Raw genomic sequence first — 15,803 nt, 5'->3', positions numbered from 1 at the left:
GTTGCGGGGGACGCCGTAAACCCGTCCATGGGGGCTTGGCCGCGGCATCCATGCCGCGGACACCCCCGCAACCGGACCCACCCCGCCTTCGACAGCTTCCCGCGGCTGTCGGAACGACATCCTGCTTTGGTAGGTGTCGACCTTGGTCGACACGGCGGACATCATGAACGTCTGAAGTATCGGCTTTTGATTTTGTTTTTCTGATCTTTCCCGTGGTGGATCGGCGGCAGAAATGTGTCTGGGGGCCGGGCGGGTGGGGGTGGCGGGGTATCCGCGCCATGGATGGCGCGGCTAAGCCTCCAAGGATGGATTCACGGCGTCCCCGCCAGCCCCACCCGCCCGGCCCGCACCCGGGAGTCGGGGCTTTCCGCGACCAACCAACCCCACCACGGAGGGGCTCCGCCGTTGGCCGACCCGGCCGAAGGCCCGCTCTGCGCGCGATACAATAAGCACCATGAACACCCCACAGGATTCCAGCCTCGGTCGCGAGGTCAGTTACCCGTCGCAGTACGATCCCGGCCTGCTGTTTCCCATCCCGCGCGTCGGCGCCCGTGCCGAGATCGGCCTCGACGAGGCCGCGCTGCCTTTCGTCGGCCATGACCGCTGGCACGCCTTCGAGCTGAGCTGGCTTGACCCGCGTGGCAAACCGCAGGTCGCCGTCGCCACCGTGCAGGTGCCGTGCACCTCGCCGCGGTTGATCGAATCGAAGTCGTTCAAGCTGTACCTGAACTCCCTCAACAGCACCCGCATCGACAGTGCCGAAGCCCTGCGCGAGCGCCTCGTCGCCGACCTGTCGGCCTGCGCCGGCGCCCCGGTCCAGGTCACGTTCGGCCTGCCGGCGTTGCGCGAATCACCGCTGGGCGAGTCGATCGACGGCCTTGAGGTGGACATCGACTGCTATGGCCCGCCGCAGGCGGACTACCTGTCGGCCAACGCCGATGCGCTGGTGGAGGAGACCCTGGTCTCGGCCCTGCTGAAGTCCAACTGCCCGGTCACCGGGCAGCCGGACTGGGCCACTGTCAGCCTGCGCTACCGCGGCCCGCAGATTGATCGTGCCGGCCTGCTGCGCTACCTGGTCAGCTACCGCGAGCACGCCGAGTTCCATGAGCAGTGCGTCGAGCGCATCTTCAGTGAAGTGTCCGCGCGCTGCCGGCCGCAGTGGCTGGAAGTCGAAGGCCGCTATACCCGTCGCGGTGGCCTGGACATCAACCCGTGGCGCGCCAGCCCTGGCATTGCCGCCCCGGCCGCGACCTACCGCGAACTGCGGCAGTAACCGCCGCAGGCGGTTACAGGTAGCGCCGGGCCATGCCCGGCGAGCGCAGCGGCCCCATACGGAGCCGCCCGGCATGGCCCGGCGCTACCGGTTGGGCCCCGATTGTTCAGCCGCCCCGGGGGGCGGCTTCACATCGGCACCATCCCCATTTAACAACCTCTATGACACCGTGCCAGCCATGTAGTCATACAGACGGGAGTGTGTGGATGAGTACCGAGAAGAAAGCCGATTTCTCCGGCGTCAGTGGCAGCGTCGACAGTACCGCCCAGCAGGTCCCCAAGGCGGACTTTTCCGGCGTCAGTGCTTCGGTGGACAGTACCGCCGAGGTGGTCAGCGGTGGCACCTACACCGTGCAGAAGGGTGATTCGCTGTCGAAGATCGCCAAGCAGCACCTGGGCGATGCCAACGCCTGGAAGAAGATCTTCGAAGCCAACCGCGATGTGCTCGACGACCCGGACAAGATCTTCCCGGGCCAGACCCTGAAACTGCCGCCGAAGTAATACCGGCGATCCAATCGCCGTCCGAACAATCCTTGGAGGAACCCCGAATGATCAAGACGACCCCGCTTCAGAATGCCCTGCTGGCCGCGTTGCTGGGCAGCGTCGCCCTGGTGGGCTGCAAGAAGAAGGAAGAAACCGCAGACAACAACGCAGCTCCGGCGGCAACCACGCCGGCCGAGGCGCCCGCGCCGATGACCGGCGCGCCGCCGCCGATGGCTGCATCGGCCGTAGCGGTATCGGCGGTCACTGTCGGCAAGACCGCCGCAGCTGACAAGTCGGTCACCACGGCCGCCCTGTTCGCGCCGAAGGACGATGTCATCGTCTCGGTGAAGACCGATGGCGCGGCCAACAATGTCACCGTCGGCGCCAAGCTGACCTTCCAGGATGGCCAGGTGGCCGGTGAGCAGAACGCAACCCTGAACACCAGCGGTGCAGAGACCACCAACATCACCTTCAAGAATGCCAATGGCTGGCCGGCCGGCAAGTACCGCGCCGAAGTCATGGTTGATGGTAAGGCGGCCGGAACGCCGCAGGAGTTTGAGGTCAAGTAAGTCCCGCCGACTCTCTCCCGGTTGGACTCACGATGGACGCAGCCGCGAGGCTGCGTCCTTTTTTGTTGGTGGTGTTGCGGGAAGGCCTCATCCACGCATGGCGTGGATCTACGGGTGCAGACACCTGGCCGTTCCTCGCGCGGCGATGTTTCCGCAGACCCACGCCATGCGTGGATGGATCACAGCGTTGCCGGCGTGCAGTACCGCCGCGTATGGCACGGCTTTGCCCCGCGCGGCTGAAAACGCGACAATGCAGGGGTTTCCCCGGCGCGCGCCCACCCTGACGGCGGCGGGGAAAGTGACACGGTTGCACGTGGCCCGGCGCTGGCGCCGGCCTTCCCCTGAGCACTGCTACAGAGTCCAAGTCCCCCATGTCCAAGATCCTCTACACGCTGACCGACGAAGCACCGTTCCTGGCCACCCAGTCGCTGCTGCCGATCGTCGACGCCTATACCTCCACCGCGGGCATCGCAGTGGAAACCCGTGACATCTCGTTGTCCGGCCGCATCCTGTCGCTGTTCCCGGAACTGCTGAGCGATGCGCAGAAGGTCAACGATGACCTGGCCGAGCTGGGCCAGCTGGCGACCACCCCCGACGCCAACATCATCAAGCTGCCGAACATCTCCGCCTCGGTGCCGCAGCTGAAGGCCGCCATCAAGGAATTGCAGGACCAGGGCTATCCGCTGCCGGATTACCCGGAAACCCCGGCCGACGACCAGCAGCGCGACTACAAGGCGCGCTACGACAAGGTCAAGGGCAGCGCAGTCAATCCGGTGCTGCGCGAAGGCAACTCCGACCGGCGCGCGCCGCTGTCGGTGAAGAACTACGCCCGCAAGCACCCGCACCGCATGGGCGCCTGGGCGTCCGATTCGAAGTCGCACGTTGCGCACATGGACGCGGGTGATTTCTACGGCAGCGAGAAGTCGGCCACCCTGGCCAACGCCGGCGCGCTGAAGATCACCCTGCACGGCAAGGACGGCAGCACCGTCGTGCTGAAGGAAAAGACCGCGGTCAAGGCCGGTGAGATCGTCGACGCGGCAGTGATGAGCCGCAAGGCGCTGGCCGCCTTCATCGATGCGCAGATCGAAGACGCCAAGTCGCAGGGCGTGCTGTTCTCGCTGCACCTGAAGGCGACCATGATGAAGGTCTCCGACCCGATCATGTTCGGCGTGGTCGTCAACGAGTTCTACAAGGACGTGCTCGCCAAGCACGCCGACACGCTCAAGCAGGCCGGTTTCGATGCCAACAACGGCATCGGTGATCTGGTCGCGCGCCTGCCGTCGCTGCCCGAAGCCACCCGTGCCGCCATCGAAGCCGACCTGCAGGCCGAGTACGCTCAGCGTCCGGGCCTGGCCATGGTCAACTCGGACAAGGGCATCACCAACCTGCACGTGCCGAGCGACGTGATCGTCGACGCCTCGATGCCGGCGATGATCCGCGACTCCGGCAAGATGTGGAATGCCGAAGGCAAGCTGCAGGACACCAAGGCGGTCATTCCGGACCGCTGCTATGCCGGCGTGTACCAGGCTGTCATCGACGACTGCCGCAGCAACGGTGCCTTCAACCCGGCAACCATGGGCTCGGTGCCCAACGTCGGCCTGATGGCGCAGAAGGCTGAAGAGTATGGCTCGCACGACAAGACCTTCCAGATCGCTGCCGACGGCGTGGTCAAGGTCACCGACGAGGCCGGCAACGTGGTGTTCGAACACGCCGTGGAAGCCGGTGACATCTGGCGCATGTGCCAGACCAAGGACGCGCCGATCCAGGACTGGGTCAAGCTGGCCGTCGAACGCGCGCGCCTGAGCAGCACCCCGGCCGTGTTCTGGCTGGACGCCGCCCGCGCCCACGACGCGCAGGTCATCGCCAAGGTCGAGACGTACCTGAAGGACCACGACACCACCGGCCTGGATATCCGCATCCTGCCGCCGGTGGAAGCGACCACCTTCTCGCTGGCCCGCATCCGCAAGGGCGAGGACACCATTTCGGTGACCGGCAACGTGCTGCGCGATTACCTCACCGATCTGTTCCCGATCATGGAGCTGGGCACCAGCGCCAAGATGCTGTCGATCGTGCCGCTGATGGCCGGTGGCGGCCTGTTCGAGACCGGTGCTGGCGGTTCGGCACCGAAGCACGTGCAGCAGTTCGTCGAAGAGGACTACCTGCGCTGGGATTCGCTGGGTGAGTTCCTGGCCCTGGCCGCGTCGCTGGAGCATCTGGGCAACCGCTACGACAACGCTGCCGCCCGCGTGCTGGCCAAGGCACTGGACGAGGCCAACGGCCAGTTCCTGGACAACGACAAGTCGCCGTCGCGCAAGCTCGGTGGCATCGACAACCGTGGCAGCCACTTCTACATCGCCCTGTACTGGGCGCAGGCCCTGGCAGCGCAGAACGAAGATGCCGCACTGCAGGCACGCTTCGCTCCGCTGGCCAAGGCGCTGGCCGACAACGAGCAGAAGATCGTTGACGAGCTGATCGCGGTGCAGGGCAAGGCCGTGGACATCGGCGGCTACTACCGTCCGGATGTGGCCAAGGCCGCTGCCGCGATGCGTCCGAGCGCGACCTTCAATGCCGCGCTGGAGCAGCTGCGCGGCTGATTCATCGCCGCCCGGTTGAGACCTGGAAAGAAACCCGCGCCTCGGCGCGGGTTTCTTTTTGCCCGCATGCCGTTGGTGCCTGTCCACGCGCGGACGGGAGCTGCACAAAACCGTGAAATCCGTCATCTGTCGGAACGCCGTCAACACGGCATGAAACTTGCCCGCGATGGCCGTCGCAGAACGGACGCATGCATGTTCACCACTGCCACCAATATGAGCAGTCGATCACGACGATGGCGGCAAGCCATGGCCTAGCCTTGGCGATGCGAGACCGCCGGGGAGGTGGTCGCACGGGGAACACGGATGGCACGCGTGCTCGTAGTGGGAACCGACATCCAGGGCGAACAGGCCCTGCTGCAGAGGCTGCGGATGGCCTCGGCGCTGCCGGACGGACAGATCCGCCGCAGCCAGGACCTGGACGACTGCGATCTGCTGGTGATTCGCGATACGCCTGCGCTGCGCAACGCGGCACTGCGCATGCGCCAGCAGCGCCCGCGCCTGCACTGCTGGATCGAGGACCTCGGCGGCCAGTTGCGCGAGGGCGATGGCGGCCAGGACGTACTGGATGATGGCGCGATAGGACGGGCGCTGCGCGGCATGCAGACCGGCACCGATGCGACACCGATCCGCTTGGCTGACGGCGCGCATGCGATCACCCGCCTGCTGCGCGAGCGGCTGCCATCGCGGCAGGGCCAGGCGCTGCTGGGCGAGGGTGGAGAGCCGCTGCTGCTGCTGGATCTGGAACAGGACCAGGCGGTGCTGCTGCACGAGCCGGCTACCGTGCTGGTGGAACGGCTGGCACACGGCTTCGAGCACCTGTATCTGGATGCGCTGCTGCCGGCGCAGCTGCAGGCACTGGCGGGTGACCGCACGCGACTGCCGTTGCGTCCGTTGCTGTGGCAATGGGCGCAGCGCAGCCGTCACTGGCAGGCGTTGGATGAGCGCCTGCGCGGGGCGTCGGTGAAGCTGCTGCGCTGGCCGGACTTCCGCGTGCTCGGCCACGATCACGATGGCTTCCGTCTATGTTCGCTGCTGCTCAAGCGTGCCTGCACGGTGGACGAATGCGCGATGCTGCTGGATCTTCCCGCCGCCGCCGTGCGCGATTTCATCCACGCCGCCTACCTGTGCGGTTATGCGCAGCTGCAGGTCGCACCTGCAGTACCGCTGGTGGGTGCGCGTGCCAGCACTGCCGACAACGGCCTGCTCGCACGCCTGTGGCGCACGCTGCGCGGGAGTGACCGCGATGCGTGAGCACAAGGTGGTGGTGCTCGGTGGCATGGGCAGCGGCAAGTCGACATTGGTACGCAGCATCGCCGCCGGAGCGGTGGTCGACACCGACGTAGCCAACAGCGACCGCGCGGGTGCCGACAAGGCTTCGACCACGGTGGCGCTGGACTACGCCGATATCGACCTGCCCAACGGCGAGAGGCTGCGCCTGTATGGCACGCCTGGCCAGCAGCGCTTTGATTTCCTGTGGCCGATCCTGCTGCAGGGTGCGCGCGGTGCGGTGTTGCTGCTGGACGCGCGCCGTGCCGGGGTGGCCGCTGAGCTGGACGCCTACCTGCAGGTGCTGCGCCCGTTCGGTCCGGCATTGGCCCTGGTGGTGGCGGTGACCCATCTTGACCAGGTGCCGGCAGCGGCACTGGATGACTGGGCCGAGCGCGCCCGGCTCGATGGCCAGCCGCTGCCGTTGCTGGCGGTGGATGCCCGTGATCGTGAACAAGGACTGCTGCTGATGGACGTACTGATGAGCGAAATGGAAGCGCATGCACTGGTGGCCGCACATGGCTGATGGACAAGGCGCGCCGTTGCCGGACGCGCAGCAGCGCGAGCGCCTGCAGCCGCTGCTGCAGGACCTGCAGCAGCGGGTGGAAGGGGTGCGGACCGTGGTGCTGGCCAGCGTCGATGGCTTTGCCCTGGTCAGTGCTGGTGCGGAGGGGCGTGGCGAACGCCTGGCGGCGATGACCAGCGCGATGCTGGCCCTGGCTGCAGCAGTGGGGCGCGAACTGGCACTGGGCGATCTGCAGACGCTGATGCTGGAGGCCGCCGGTGGCAAGGTGCTGATGCTGGCCATCCAGGCCGAGGGGCGAGCGCCGTTGCTGCTGATGGCGGCCTGCGACCAGCGCAGCGTGATCGGCCAGGTGCTGTGGCAGAGCAGGGAATGTGGCCAGGCGATCCTGGCCGAACTCAGCGGATCGTGAGCCCGGCCGCAGGGGAACGAGGGGCTCGAACCAACATTGAGAGGGGTGCAACGTGGCTGGATTGAATGATTCGTTGACTGCACTGATGGGTATCGATGGCGCGCAGGCCGTGGCGCTGGTCGACTACGAAAGCGGCATGCTGCTGGGCGAGGCCGGTTCGGGCATGGACATGGAAGTGGCGGCGGCCGGCAACACCGAAGTGATCCGCGCGAAGATGAAAACCGCCGCCTCGCTCAACCTCAACGATGGCATCGAGGACATCCTGATCTCGCTGGGCAAGGCGTATCACATCATGCGCCCGGTGGCGAAGAAGAAGGGCCTGTTCTTCTACATCGTGCTGGACCGGACCAAGTCCAACCTCGCCCTGGCGCGGCGCAAGGTGCAGGACGTGGAGGCCGAACTGGCGATCTGAGCCGGCCCGGTGGGACCGATCCCTGGTGCTGCACGGCAGCCCAGGGATCGGTCCGCTGTGACGTCATGTCGAAGGCAGCAGAAGCGTGCGTACGAAGGTCAGCGCCTGCCTGTCGCGCGCAGCAAAGTATCTGGGCGCATGCAGTGGGAGCCAGGTTTCGTTGAAGTGCCGGCGAAAGTCTTCGTAGAGCTCGTTCGGATAGAGCTTTGCCTGCACGTTGCGGCCGTCTGGATAGCTGTGCTCATAGGTGTCGAAGGTGTTGGGATCGATGCCCTTGTGATCGCGCAGCCACTTGCAGAACAGCCGGCCCTCGGAGATGTCCGGCACCAGCTCCTGCGGCAGCGTATAGCCCGCCTGCTCCAGTGGCGCGATCAGGTTCAGGGTCAGCTCGTTCAACATCGAGAAATGCGTGTAGGGCACTTTCGAGCGGTTCTGCATGTAGCGCTCGATGTGGGCGGGCATGACGGCGTTCGCCCGGCCCTGCTGCCATTCCACCACCCATTGCGACACCTTCACCGCGAATTTGCGTGACAACCATTGGCCGAGATTGATGGCAAGGTAAGGGTGGATCCAGGTGCCCTGCATCGCCGCATTGCCCCCGGACACCACATGGATGAGCTGGTCCTCCGGGAGGCCGGTCTGCAGGGTCAGCTCCTCGATGAACTCACCGGTGGATTTCAGCGACCGATAGTCCGACCAGCGCTTGCCCACTGACTGGCAGAGCGCCGTCGCGCTGATGTAGCCGTCGCGTACCCGTTGCGGGATTACGTTGCCTTCCTCCATGCGTGGGATCAGGGTCATTTGCTGCATGCGTCGCCTCATGCCGTTATGGGCCTGAAAGAGTAGGCAATGCAGTCGCACGGGGTCTGTAGGAATGGTTGCGTTTGTCTGGTTCTCTGAGGCAGCAGCAGCCGAGCGTGGCTCGGCTCTACACAAGCTACCCCACGCCAGCGTATGGTTAGGTCGGTTTCCCCGGATACGTCGTGCATGTCCGATCCTGTCACTGCAACCGAACTGGCACCGCGCATCGCCGAGGCCATCCGCGATGGTTTCGAGCAGTATCACGCCCGCTTTGCCGCGATCACGGCGCGTGCCCGGCTGCGTTTCCAGCAGCGCGACTGGGCGGCGGCGCGCCACGATGCGGTGGAGCGCATCGCCCTGTACGACCAGTGCATCGCCGAGCAGATGGATGCGCTGCGGCGGCTGGCCGGTGACGCCATCAGCGAACGCGCGCTGTGGCTGCAGGTGCACGCGCACTTCAGTGCCCTGCTGCAGGGCCTGATCGACGCCGAGCTCTACAAGACCTTCTACAACACGTTGTCGCGACGGCTGTTCGCCATCCGCGGTGTGGACCCGGAAGTGGAGTTCATCGCCTTCGATGTCGAGCCCTCCGATGCGATCACCCATCCGGTGGCGCGCCACACCTACGCGGTCTCGCCGACGCGGCCGGTAGAGGCGCTGCAACGGGTGCTGGCCGACTACCGCTTCGATGTTCCGTATGCGCACCAGTTGCGCTGTGCCGCCGCCATCGCCGTGCGCCTGCAGGACGATCTGGCGCACTGGGGCGACACGCCGGTACGCAGCATCGAACTGCTCGATACCGTGTTCTACCGCGAGCGTCGCGCCTATCTGGTCGGGCGCGTGTTCGGTGAACACCGTTTCTCGCCGTGCGTGATCGCGCTGGTCAACGACGACCAGGGCCTGCGCGCCGATGCCGTGCTGACCCGGCGTCGCGATGTGGCCCATCTGTTCGGCGTGTCGCGCAGCTATTTCCAGGCTGACCTGGGTACGGTTGGCGATGCGGTGGTGTTCCTGCGCAGCCTGCTGCCGGGCAAGCCGATCGACGAGATCTATACCGTGCTCGGACGCGCCAAACAGGGCAAGACCGAGCGCTACCGGACGTTCTTCCGCCACTTCAATGAACACCCGAACGAGCGTCTGGCGCATGCCGAAGGCACGCCGGGCATGGTCATGGCGGTGTTCACCCTGCCCAGCTACCCGCTGGTGTTCAAGCTGATCCGTGATCGTTTCGCTTGGCCCAAGACGATGTCGCGGCAGCAGGTGGAGGAGAAGTACGCCCTGGTGTTCAACCTCGACCGTGTCGGTCGCCTGCTTGACGCACAGCCCTACCGGCATCTGCGTTTCCCGCGCGAACGCTTCGCCCCGGTGCTGCTGGACGAGCTGCTGCAGCAGTGCGCGCAGAGCGTGCGCGTGGATGGCGACGAGGTGGAGATCGCGTTGTGCTACGTGCAGCGTCGCTTCCGGCCATTGAATCTCTATCTGCGCGAACAGGCTGGCGAGGCCGTGCGCGCAGCGGTACTCGACTACGCGCAGGCGATCACCGACATGGCGCGCAACAACATCTTCCCCGGTGACATGCTGCCGAAGAACTTCGGCGTGTCGCGCCACGGCCGTGCCGTGTTCTACGACTACGACGAGTTGTGCCTGGTCAGCGACTGCGTATTCCGGGCCTGGCCCAAGCCAGGCTCTCCGGAAGAAGCGATGGCCGATGAGCCCTGGTTCCATGTCGGTCCGCGCGATGTTTTCCCCGAGCGGTTCGGGCCGTTCATGGGCTTGCCGGCGCAGGAACTGGCAGCGGTGCGCGAGCACTATCGTCATCTGTTCGATCCTGCCTGGTGGCAGGGGCTACAGGCGCGCTTTGCGGCGGGCGATTATCCGGACACGCCACCGTATTCGGCTGCGCAGCGGTTGGCGTGATTGGCCGCGCCGACTGCGAGGAACTCGGGTAATCTCGGCACTTTCATCACCAAGGATCGGCAATGATGCGTTCTCCCCTGTTTCTCGCCTTCGCGCTTGCGATCGGCTCGGCTGGCGCCCTGCTCAGCACCGATGCGGCAGCGCAGAGCACACGCGCGGTGCGTGCCACCGCCGAAGCCAGCATGGTCTTGACCGGCAACATCGATGTCGCTGCAGATGGTGCGGTCAGTGGCCTTGTGCTGGACCAGCAGGTGTCGATCGCACCGGCCATCGCCGCGTTCGTGGATGGCACGATCCGCAGGTGGCAGTTTGAACCTACCCTGGTGGACGGAAAGCCGGTGGCGAAACATGCACCGTTGCGTGTACGTCTGCTTGGCAGGCCCGGCGTCGATGGCAGCACGGAAGTGCGCATGACCAGCGTGGATTTCAGCGAGTATGACGACAAGGCCACCGACGCAGTGACCGGAAACCAGATGAGGCCTCCGCGCTATCCGGAGGCGGCATTCCGCGTCGGCGCACAGGGCGAGGTGATGCTGCTGGTCAAGGTCGAGCGTGATGGTGTGGTTGCCGACGTCATCGCCGAACAGGTGAACATGGGCGTGGTGGCACCCGAGCACGCGATGCAGAAGATGCGCGACATGCTGGCCAAGGCCAGCATCAGCGAGGCCCGCAAGTGGACGTTCACTCCGCCGACCTCCGGCGGGGACAAAGGCCTGGCGTTCTGGACCGTGCGCGTGCCGGTCACCTTCGCGCTGAACGACAAGGGCAGCAGGCAACCCCCCACTCCTTACGGCCGCTGGCAGGCCTACATTCCCGGCCCCCGCCAGCAGGCCCCGTGGCGCACCACCGACGATGCCGCGCAGGTCGGTACCGATCTGTTGCCGGCCGGTGGCGTCTACATGGTCGATAGCGCTACCCGCGGGCTGCGTCTGTTGACTCCGCTTGCCGAGCAATGATGCCGGTCAACCGCCCCCACGTTTCATCGGCCCCTGCCCGGGGGTCAGACTTCATCATCTTCATGCACAAGGAGTGGCTGTGATGCGTTCTTCTCTTTTCCTGGCACTGGCCCTTGCGGTGTCTGGCGGTGCCGCCCTGATCGATACCGCCGATGCGCAGACCGCGCGCGAGGTACGCAGGCAGGCCGAGGCCAGCATGACCCTTGGTGGCGTCATCGACATCGGCCGCGAAGGCCAGGTTGAAGGGTTCCAGCTCGATCGTCGCGAGAAGATCGACGCGGGTATTGCCGATTTCGTGGACAAGGCCGTGCAGGGCTGGCGTTTCGACCCGGTGCTGGTCAATGGCGCGCCCGTGCAGGCACGCACTGCGGTGCGCCTGCGGCTGATGGCCGACAATGCTGCCGAGGGCACCATGCGGGTCCGCCTGGTCGATGCCAATTTCAGCAAGGTGGATGGCGAGCGTGAGGTCGGCACCGACAGGGTGACCAGCAATGCACTGCGGGGACCGGATTACCCACCGCAGGCGGTGACCATGCAGGGGGAGGGCACGGTCATGCTGATGGTCAAGGTCGGCCGCGATGGCAGGGTGGCTGATGTGATTGCCGAGCAGACCAATCTGACCGTGATTGGTACCGCGCGCGCGATGAACCAGCTGCGCGATATCCTGGCCAAGGCCAGCGTCAATAGCGCCAAGCGTTGGACGTTCAACCCGCCCACAACCGGCGAGGACAAGGATCGCGAGTTCTGGACCGTGCGCGTACCGGTGCGCTTCGCCTTCCAGGATTCGCGTGAGCGTTACGGCCGCTGGACCGCGTACATTCCCGGCCCGCGCCAGCAGGCGCCGTGGAAGACCGGTGAGGAAACCCTGGCCGCCGGAAGCGATCTGCTGCCCGAAGGCGGTGTGTACATGGTCGGTCGTGCGCAGGAAGGCCCGCGCCTGCTCACCCCGCTGGGCTGATGCGTCATTGCGGGATGCGCCGGGCCTGCCCCGGTGCATCCCGCTTGAATCGATGTGCTCAATCGGCGTGCGGGTACACCACCACCCGGTTGCGGCCCTGTTCCTTGGCCAGGTACAGGGCCTTGTCGGCCAAGCGCAGTGCCTGTTCCGGATCGGTATGGAAACTGGGGAAGTGGGCCACTCCCAGTGACACGGTGATGGTGCCCACCGGAGCGAACGGTTCGTCGGCGATGGCCTGGCGCAGGCGCTCGCCGGTGTGCCGGGCCGCTTCGATGCCAACGCCCGGCAGCAGCACCAGGAACTCCTCGCCACCGGCGCGGCACAGCACGTCGGTCTCGCGCGAATGGCGGCGCATCTGTTCGGCGATATGGACGATGGCCGCATCACCGACGTCGTGACCGTGGCTGTCGTTGATCGACTTGAAGCGGTCGATATCCAGCGTCAGGATCGCAAACGGCAGGCCCTGCGCCTGCAGCGCGTCGAGCGCCTGCTGCAGCCCGCGACGGTTGAGCAGGCCGGTCAGCGGATCGGTACGGCTGGCGCGGTTGAGCGTGCCGATCCGGTCCTGCAGCGCATTGAAGCTGTACAGCACAGCCTGTTTCAGCTGCGCCACTTCGAAGTACCAGGCACGGATGCCATTGACGTGGCTGATCGCATTGCCGGTGTCCTCGCCGTCCTGCACGTTGCGCGCCAGCTGCCACAGCGGCAGCGAAATGCGGCGGGCGAACCACCAGGTGATCAGCAGCGACAGCACGCCCAGCGGAATGGCATTCCAGATCACCGCCGACATCAGGCGTGACAGCGGCTGCAGCGTCGCCTCGGTCGGGCGCTGCGCGACGATGCCCCAGCCGGTTGCCGCCACGGGCGCGTAACCGGCCAGCATCGCCACCTGGTGGTTGTTGCGCACCTGCTGCGCACCGCGCTGGCCACGCATCACTTCTTTCACCGCCGGGTTGTTCAACGCGTAGGTGCCCACTTCCTTGGGGTTGTTGTGATAGATCAGGCGGCCATGGCGGTCCACCACGTACAGGTAGGAACCATCGCGGTAGTAGTGCGTACCCAGCAGGGTGTTGAGTGCACTGCGCTGGCGCAGGTACAGGGTGCCGCTCACATAGCCCCGGTACTGGCCGCTGCGGTCGAATACCGGGTGCGAGATCGAAATCAGCAGCTTGCCGGTGGCCGACTGGTAGGGATCGCTGATCATCGGCTGGCGCCGTTCCAACGCTGCCTTGTTGCCAGCGCTGCGCAGGATCTCGCCCTGCAGCTGCAGGCTCTGCGGCGAGGTCGCGATCACCCGCCCGTCGTTGGCCACCACCAGCGAGGAGTTGAAGCTGCTGGACTGCAGCTGCAGGCGACGGGCCTCATCCTGCGCCTGGGCCGGATCCATGTCGTTGTCGCCAAGCCGGGTGGCGGCATAGGCCAGCTGCTGCTGCGCGGCCAGCAGGAAGTTCTGCGTGGTCTCGGCCAGCTTGGTGGCGTACACGCGGTTGGCTTCCAGGGTGTTGCCCACCAGCTGGTCGCGCTGTACGCGATAGCTGGCAAGCAGCGTGTTGGCCAGGGCGATGACGGCGCTGAGCAGGGCCAGGGCAAGGATCAGCTTGCCCAGGTTGAGGCGGGGGGACAGCGTGCGCATGCGGTTGAAGAATCGTGCAGGGCTGGACCCGCCGGATCCTCCGGATGGGGCAACAGCGGAAATCGGCGGCCCGGCCAGCGCGGCCGGGGCGGAGAGTCAGGCATTTGTCCCGCAGATTATCGCCAATTCACAGGGCCGCGAAGTGAAGCCGTTCGTCCTGCCGCCACCCAAAGAAAAAGCCCCGCACTGCGGGGCCTTTCCATATTCCATCAATGCCGCGCGATCAGCGCTTCATCGAACCGAAGAACTCGTCGTTGGACTTGGTGTTCTTCATCTTGTCCAGCAGGAATTCCATCGCCGTCATTTCGTCCATCGGATGCAGCAGCTTGCGCAGGATCCAGATCTTCTGCAGCAGCTCCGGCTCGATCAGCAGGTCTTCGCGACGGGTGCCCGAACGGTTGATGTCGATGGCCGGGAACACGCGCTTTTCAGCGATGCGACGGCTCAGGTGCACTTCGCTGTTGCCGGTGCCCTTGAACTCTTCGTAGATCACCTCGTCCATCTTCGAGCCGGTATCGACCAGCGCGGTGGCGATGATGGTCAGGCTGCCACCTTCTTCCACGTTGCGCGCGGCACCGAAGAAGCGCTTGGGGCGATGCAGGGCGTTGGCGTCCACACCACCGGTCAGCACCTTGCCCGAGCTCGGCACGACGTTGTTGTAGGCACGCGCCAGGCGGGTGATCGAGTCGAGCAGGATCACCACGTCCTTCTTGTGTTCGACCAGGCGCTTGGCACGCTCGATGACCATTTCGGCCACCTGCACGTGGCGCGCGGCCGGTTCGTCGAAGGTCGAGCTGATGACCTCGCCGCGCACGGTGCGCTGCATTTCGGTCACTTCTTCCGGGCGCTCGTCGATCAGCAGCACGATCAGGTGCACGTCCGGATGGTTGGTGGTGATGGCCGTGGCCACCTGCTGCATCATCATCGTCTTGCCGGCCTTCGGCTGGGACACGATGAGCGAGCGCTGGCCCTTGCCCTGCGGCGCCATCAGGTCGAGGATGCGGCCGGTGATGTCTTCCGACGAACCATTGCCGCGCTCCAGGGTGAAACGGCGACGCGGGAACAGGGGGGTCAGGTTCTCGAACAGCACCTTGTTCTTCGACGCTTCCAGCGGCTCACCGTTGATGGTGTCCACGATCGACAGCGCGAAGTAGCGCTCGCCGTCCTTCGGGAAGCGGATGCGGCCGGACAGGTGGTCGCCGGTACGCAGGTTGAAGCGGCGGATCTGGCTGGGCGAAATGTAGGTGTCGTCCGGGCCGGCCAGGTAGCTGGCCTCGGCCGCGCGCAGGAAGCCGAAGCCGTCCGGCAGGATTTCCAGCACGCCGTCGGCGGCAACGCCGTCGCCGTGGCGGGTCAGCACCTTCAGCAGCGCGAAGATCACGTCCTGCTTGCGGGCACGGGCCACGCCTTCGGAAATCTGCAGCTGCTCGGCGATCTCCAGCAGCTTCTGGGCCGGCATGCGCTTGAGGTCGCTCAGCGAATAGACCGGGAAGCCTTCGGGGACGTTGGCGTGCGGACGCGGTACGAACGGCTGCTGTTCGCCGTTGTCGTTGGGCATGCCGTCGTCGCGGAAGCGACCGCCGTTGCCACCACCGCCACCACCACCGCCACCATTGCGATCACGGTCGCGGCGGTTGCGGAAACGGTCACGGCGGTTGCCTTGGCCTTGCTGGCCCTGCTGGCCGCCCTGGTTGTAGGGGCTCTGGTTCTGGCCACCGCCCTGGTTGTTCTGCTGCGACTGCCGCGGCTGGCCGGATTCGCGGCCCTCGCCACCTTCGCCGCCGCCACTGCTGGCAGGGGCCTCGGCGGCGGGTGCGCTCGGCGCGGAAGGCGCTGCGGCCGGTGCCGGCGCCTCGGGCGCGGCTGCCAGCGGCAGGGCAGGCTGCGCAGGGGCGGCGCTGGTTTCGGCGGCGGCCGGAGCGGCAGCCTTGGTTACGCGGGCTTTGCGCACGCGCTTTTCGGCGGGCGCATCAGCGCTACCGGTTTCGGGAGTGTTATCGGACAAGA

The 15,803-nt window shown here is 66.0% G+C and carries 14 protein-coding genes; 11 read left to right on the top strand and 3 right to left on the bottom strand.

Annotated elements, in window-relative coordinates; all coding sequences use genetic code 11:
- Window positions 1-454: 454 nt before the first annotated feature.
- The 8 genes from queF (at window position 455) to AC1DCU_RS18235 (ending at window position 7,531) form a co-directional block, all read left to right on the top strand.
- The gene (queF, locus tag AC1DCU_RS18270) at window positions 455-1,273 is read left to right on the top strand and encodes an NADPH-dependent 7-cyano-7-deazaguanine reductase QueF (protein WP_312964111.1); all 819 of its coding nucleotides are present in this window, start codon (window positions 455-457) and stop codon (window positions 1,271-1,273) included.
- Between the two features lie 206 nt (window positions 1,274-1,479).
- Window positions 1,480-1,773, top strand: coding sequence for a LysM peptidoglycan-binding domain-containing protein (locus AC1DCU_RS18265; protein ID WP_025878595.1), 294 nt, complete (start codon window positions 1,480-1,482; stop codon window positions 1,771-1,773).
- Window positions 1,774-1,820: 47 nt separating this feature from the next.
- Entirely contained in the window at window positions 1,821-2,324 is a 504-nt protein-coding gene (locus AC1DCU_RS18260) for a hypothetical protein (protein WP_025878596.1), read from the top strand.
- A gap of 371 nt (window positions 2,325-2,695) precedes the next feature.
- The gene (locus tag AC1DCU_RS18255; RefSeq protein ID WP_080149697.1) at window positions 2,696-4,918 is read left to right on the top strand and encodes an NADP-dependent isocitrate dehydrogenase; all 2,223 of its coding nucleotides are present in this window, start codon (window positions 2,696-2,698) and stop codon (window positions 4,916-4,918) included.
- 303 nt (window positions 4,919-5,221) lie between these two features.
- The gene (locus AC1DCU_RS18250; RefSeq protein WP_032976420.1) at window positions 5,222-6,169 is read left to right on the top strand and encodes a hypothetical protein; all 948 of its coding nucleotides are present in this window, start codon (window positions 5,222-5,224) and stop codon (window positions 6,167-6,169) included.
- Window positions 6,162-6,710, top strand: a complete 549-nt coding sequence (locus AC1DCU_RS18245; protein ID WP_025878599.1) for a GTP-binding protein — start codon at window positions 6,162-6,164, stop codon at window positions 6,708-6,710. The genes AC1DCU_RS18250 and AC1DCU_RS18245 overlap by 8 nt, the downstream gene beginning before the upstream one ends.
- Window positions 6,703-7,119, top strand: coding sequence for a roadblock/LC7 domain-containing protein (locus AC1DCU_RS18240; protein WP_032976421.1), 417 nt, complete (start codon window positions 6,703-6,705; stop codon window positions 7,117-7,119). Before AC1DCU_RS18245 ends, AC1DCU_RS18240 begins: the two co-directional genes overlap by 8 nt.
- A 52-nt stretch (window positions 7,120-7,171) precedes the next feature.
- On the top strand, window positions 7,172-7,531 hold the full coding sequence (locus AC1DCU_RS18235; RefSeq protein WP_025878601.1) for a hypothetical protein: 360 nt from the start codon (window positions 7,172-7,174) through the stop codon (window positions 7,529-7,531).
- A gap of 63 nt (window positions 7,532-7,594) precedes the next feature.
- Here AC1DCU_RS18235 and AC1DCU_RS18230 read toward each other — a convergent pair whose 3' ends face one another.
- A complete protein-coding gene (locus AC1DCU_RS18230; RefSeq protein ID WP_025878602.1) occupies window positions 7,595-8,341 on the bottom strand; it encodes a KilA-N domain-containing protein in 747 nt (248 codons plus the stop codon).
- Between the two features lie 177 nt (window positions 8,342-8,518).
- Between AC1DCU_RS18230 and aceK the strand changes: the two genes are divergently transcribed.
- The 3 genes from aceK (at window position 8,519) to AC1DCU_RS18215 (ending at window position 12,163) form a co-directional block, all read left to right on the top strand.
- Window positions 8,519-10,249: a bifunctional isocitrate dehydrogenase kinase/phosphatase gene (gene aceK, locus AC1DCU_RS18225; RefSeq protein ID WP_442251960.1), complete on the top strand. Its 1,731-nt coding sequence runs from the start codon at window positions 8,519-8,521 to the stop codon at window positions 10,247-10,249.
- A 62-nt stretch (window positions 10,250-10,311) separates the two neighbouring features.
- Entirely contained in the window at window positions 10,312-11,205 is an 894-nt protein-coding gene (locus AC1DCU_RS18220; RefSeq protein WP_313446724.1) for an energy transducer TonB, read from the top strand.
- An 82-nt stretch (window positions 11,206-11,287) separates the two neighbouring features.
- On the top strand, window positions 11,288-12,163 hold the full coding sequence (locus AC1DCU_RS18215) for an energy transducer TonB (protein ID WP_313446726.1): 876 nt from the start codon (window positions 11,288-11,290) through the stop codon (window positions 12,161-12,163).
- Window positions 12,164-12,221: 58 nt separating this feature from the next.
- Here AC1DCU_RS18215 and AC1DCU_RS18210 read toward each other — a convergent pair whose 3' ends face one another.
- Complete coding sequence (locus AC1DCU_RS18210; protein ID WP_282279442.1) at window positions 12,222-13,796, bottom strand: sensor domain-containing diguanylate cyclase; 1,575 nt, start codon at window positions 13,794-13,796, stop codon at window positions 12,222-12,224.
- Window positions 13,797-14,019: 223 nt separating this feature from the next.
- Entirely contained in the window at window positions 14,020-15,801 is a 1,782-nt protein-coding gene (gene rho / locus AC1DCU_RS18205; protein ID WP_442251961.1) for a transcription termination factor Rho, read from the bottom strand.
- Window positions 15,802-15,803: the final 2 nt, after the last annotated feature.

It is taken from the genome of Stenotrophomonas sp. 10L48 (genome assembly GCF_056395105.1).
This window is presented reverse-complemented; position numbering and strand designations above follow the sequence as displayed.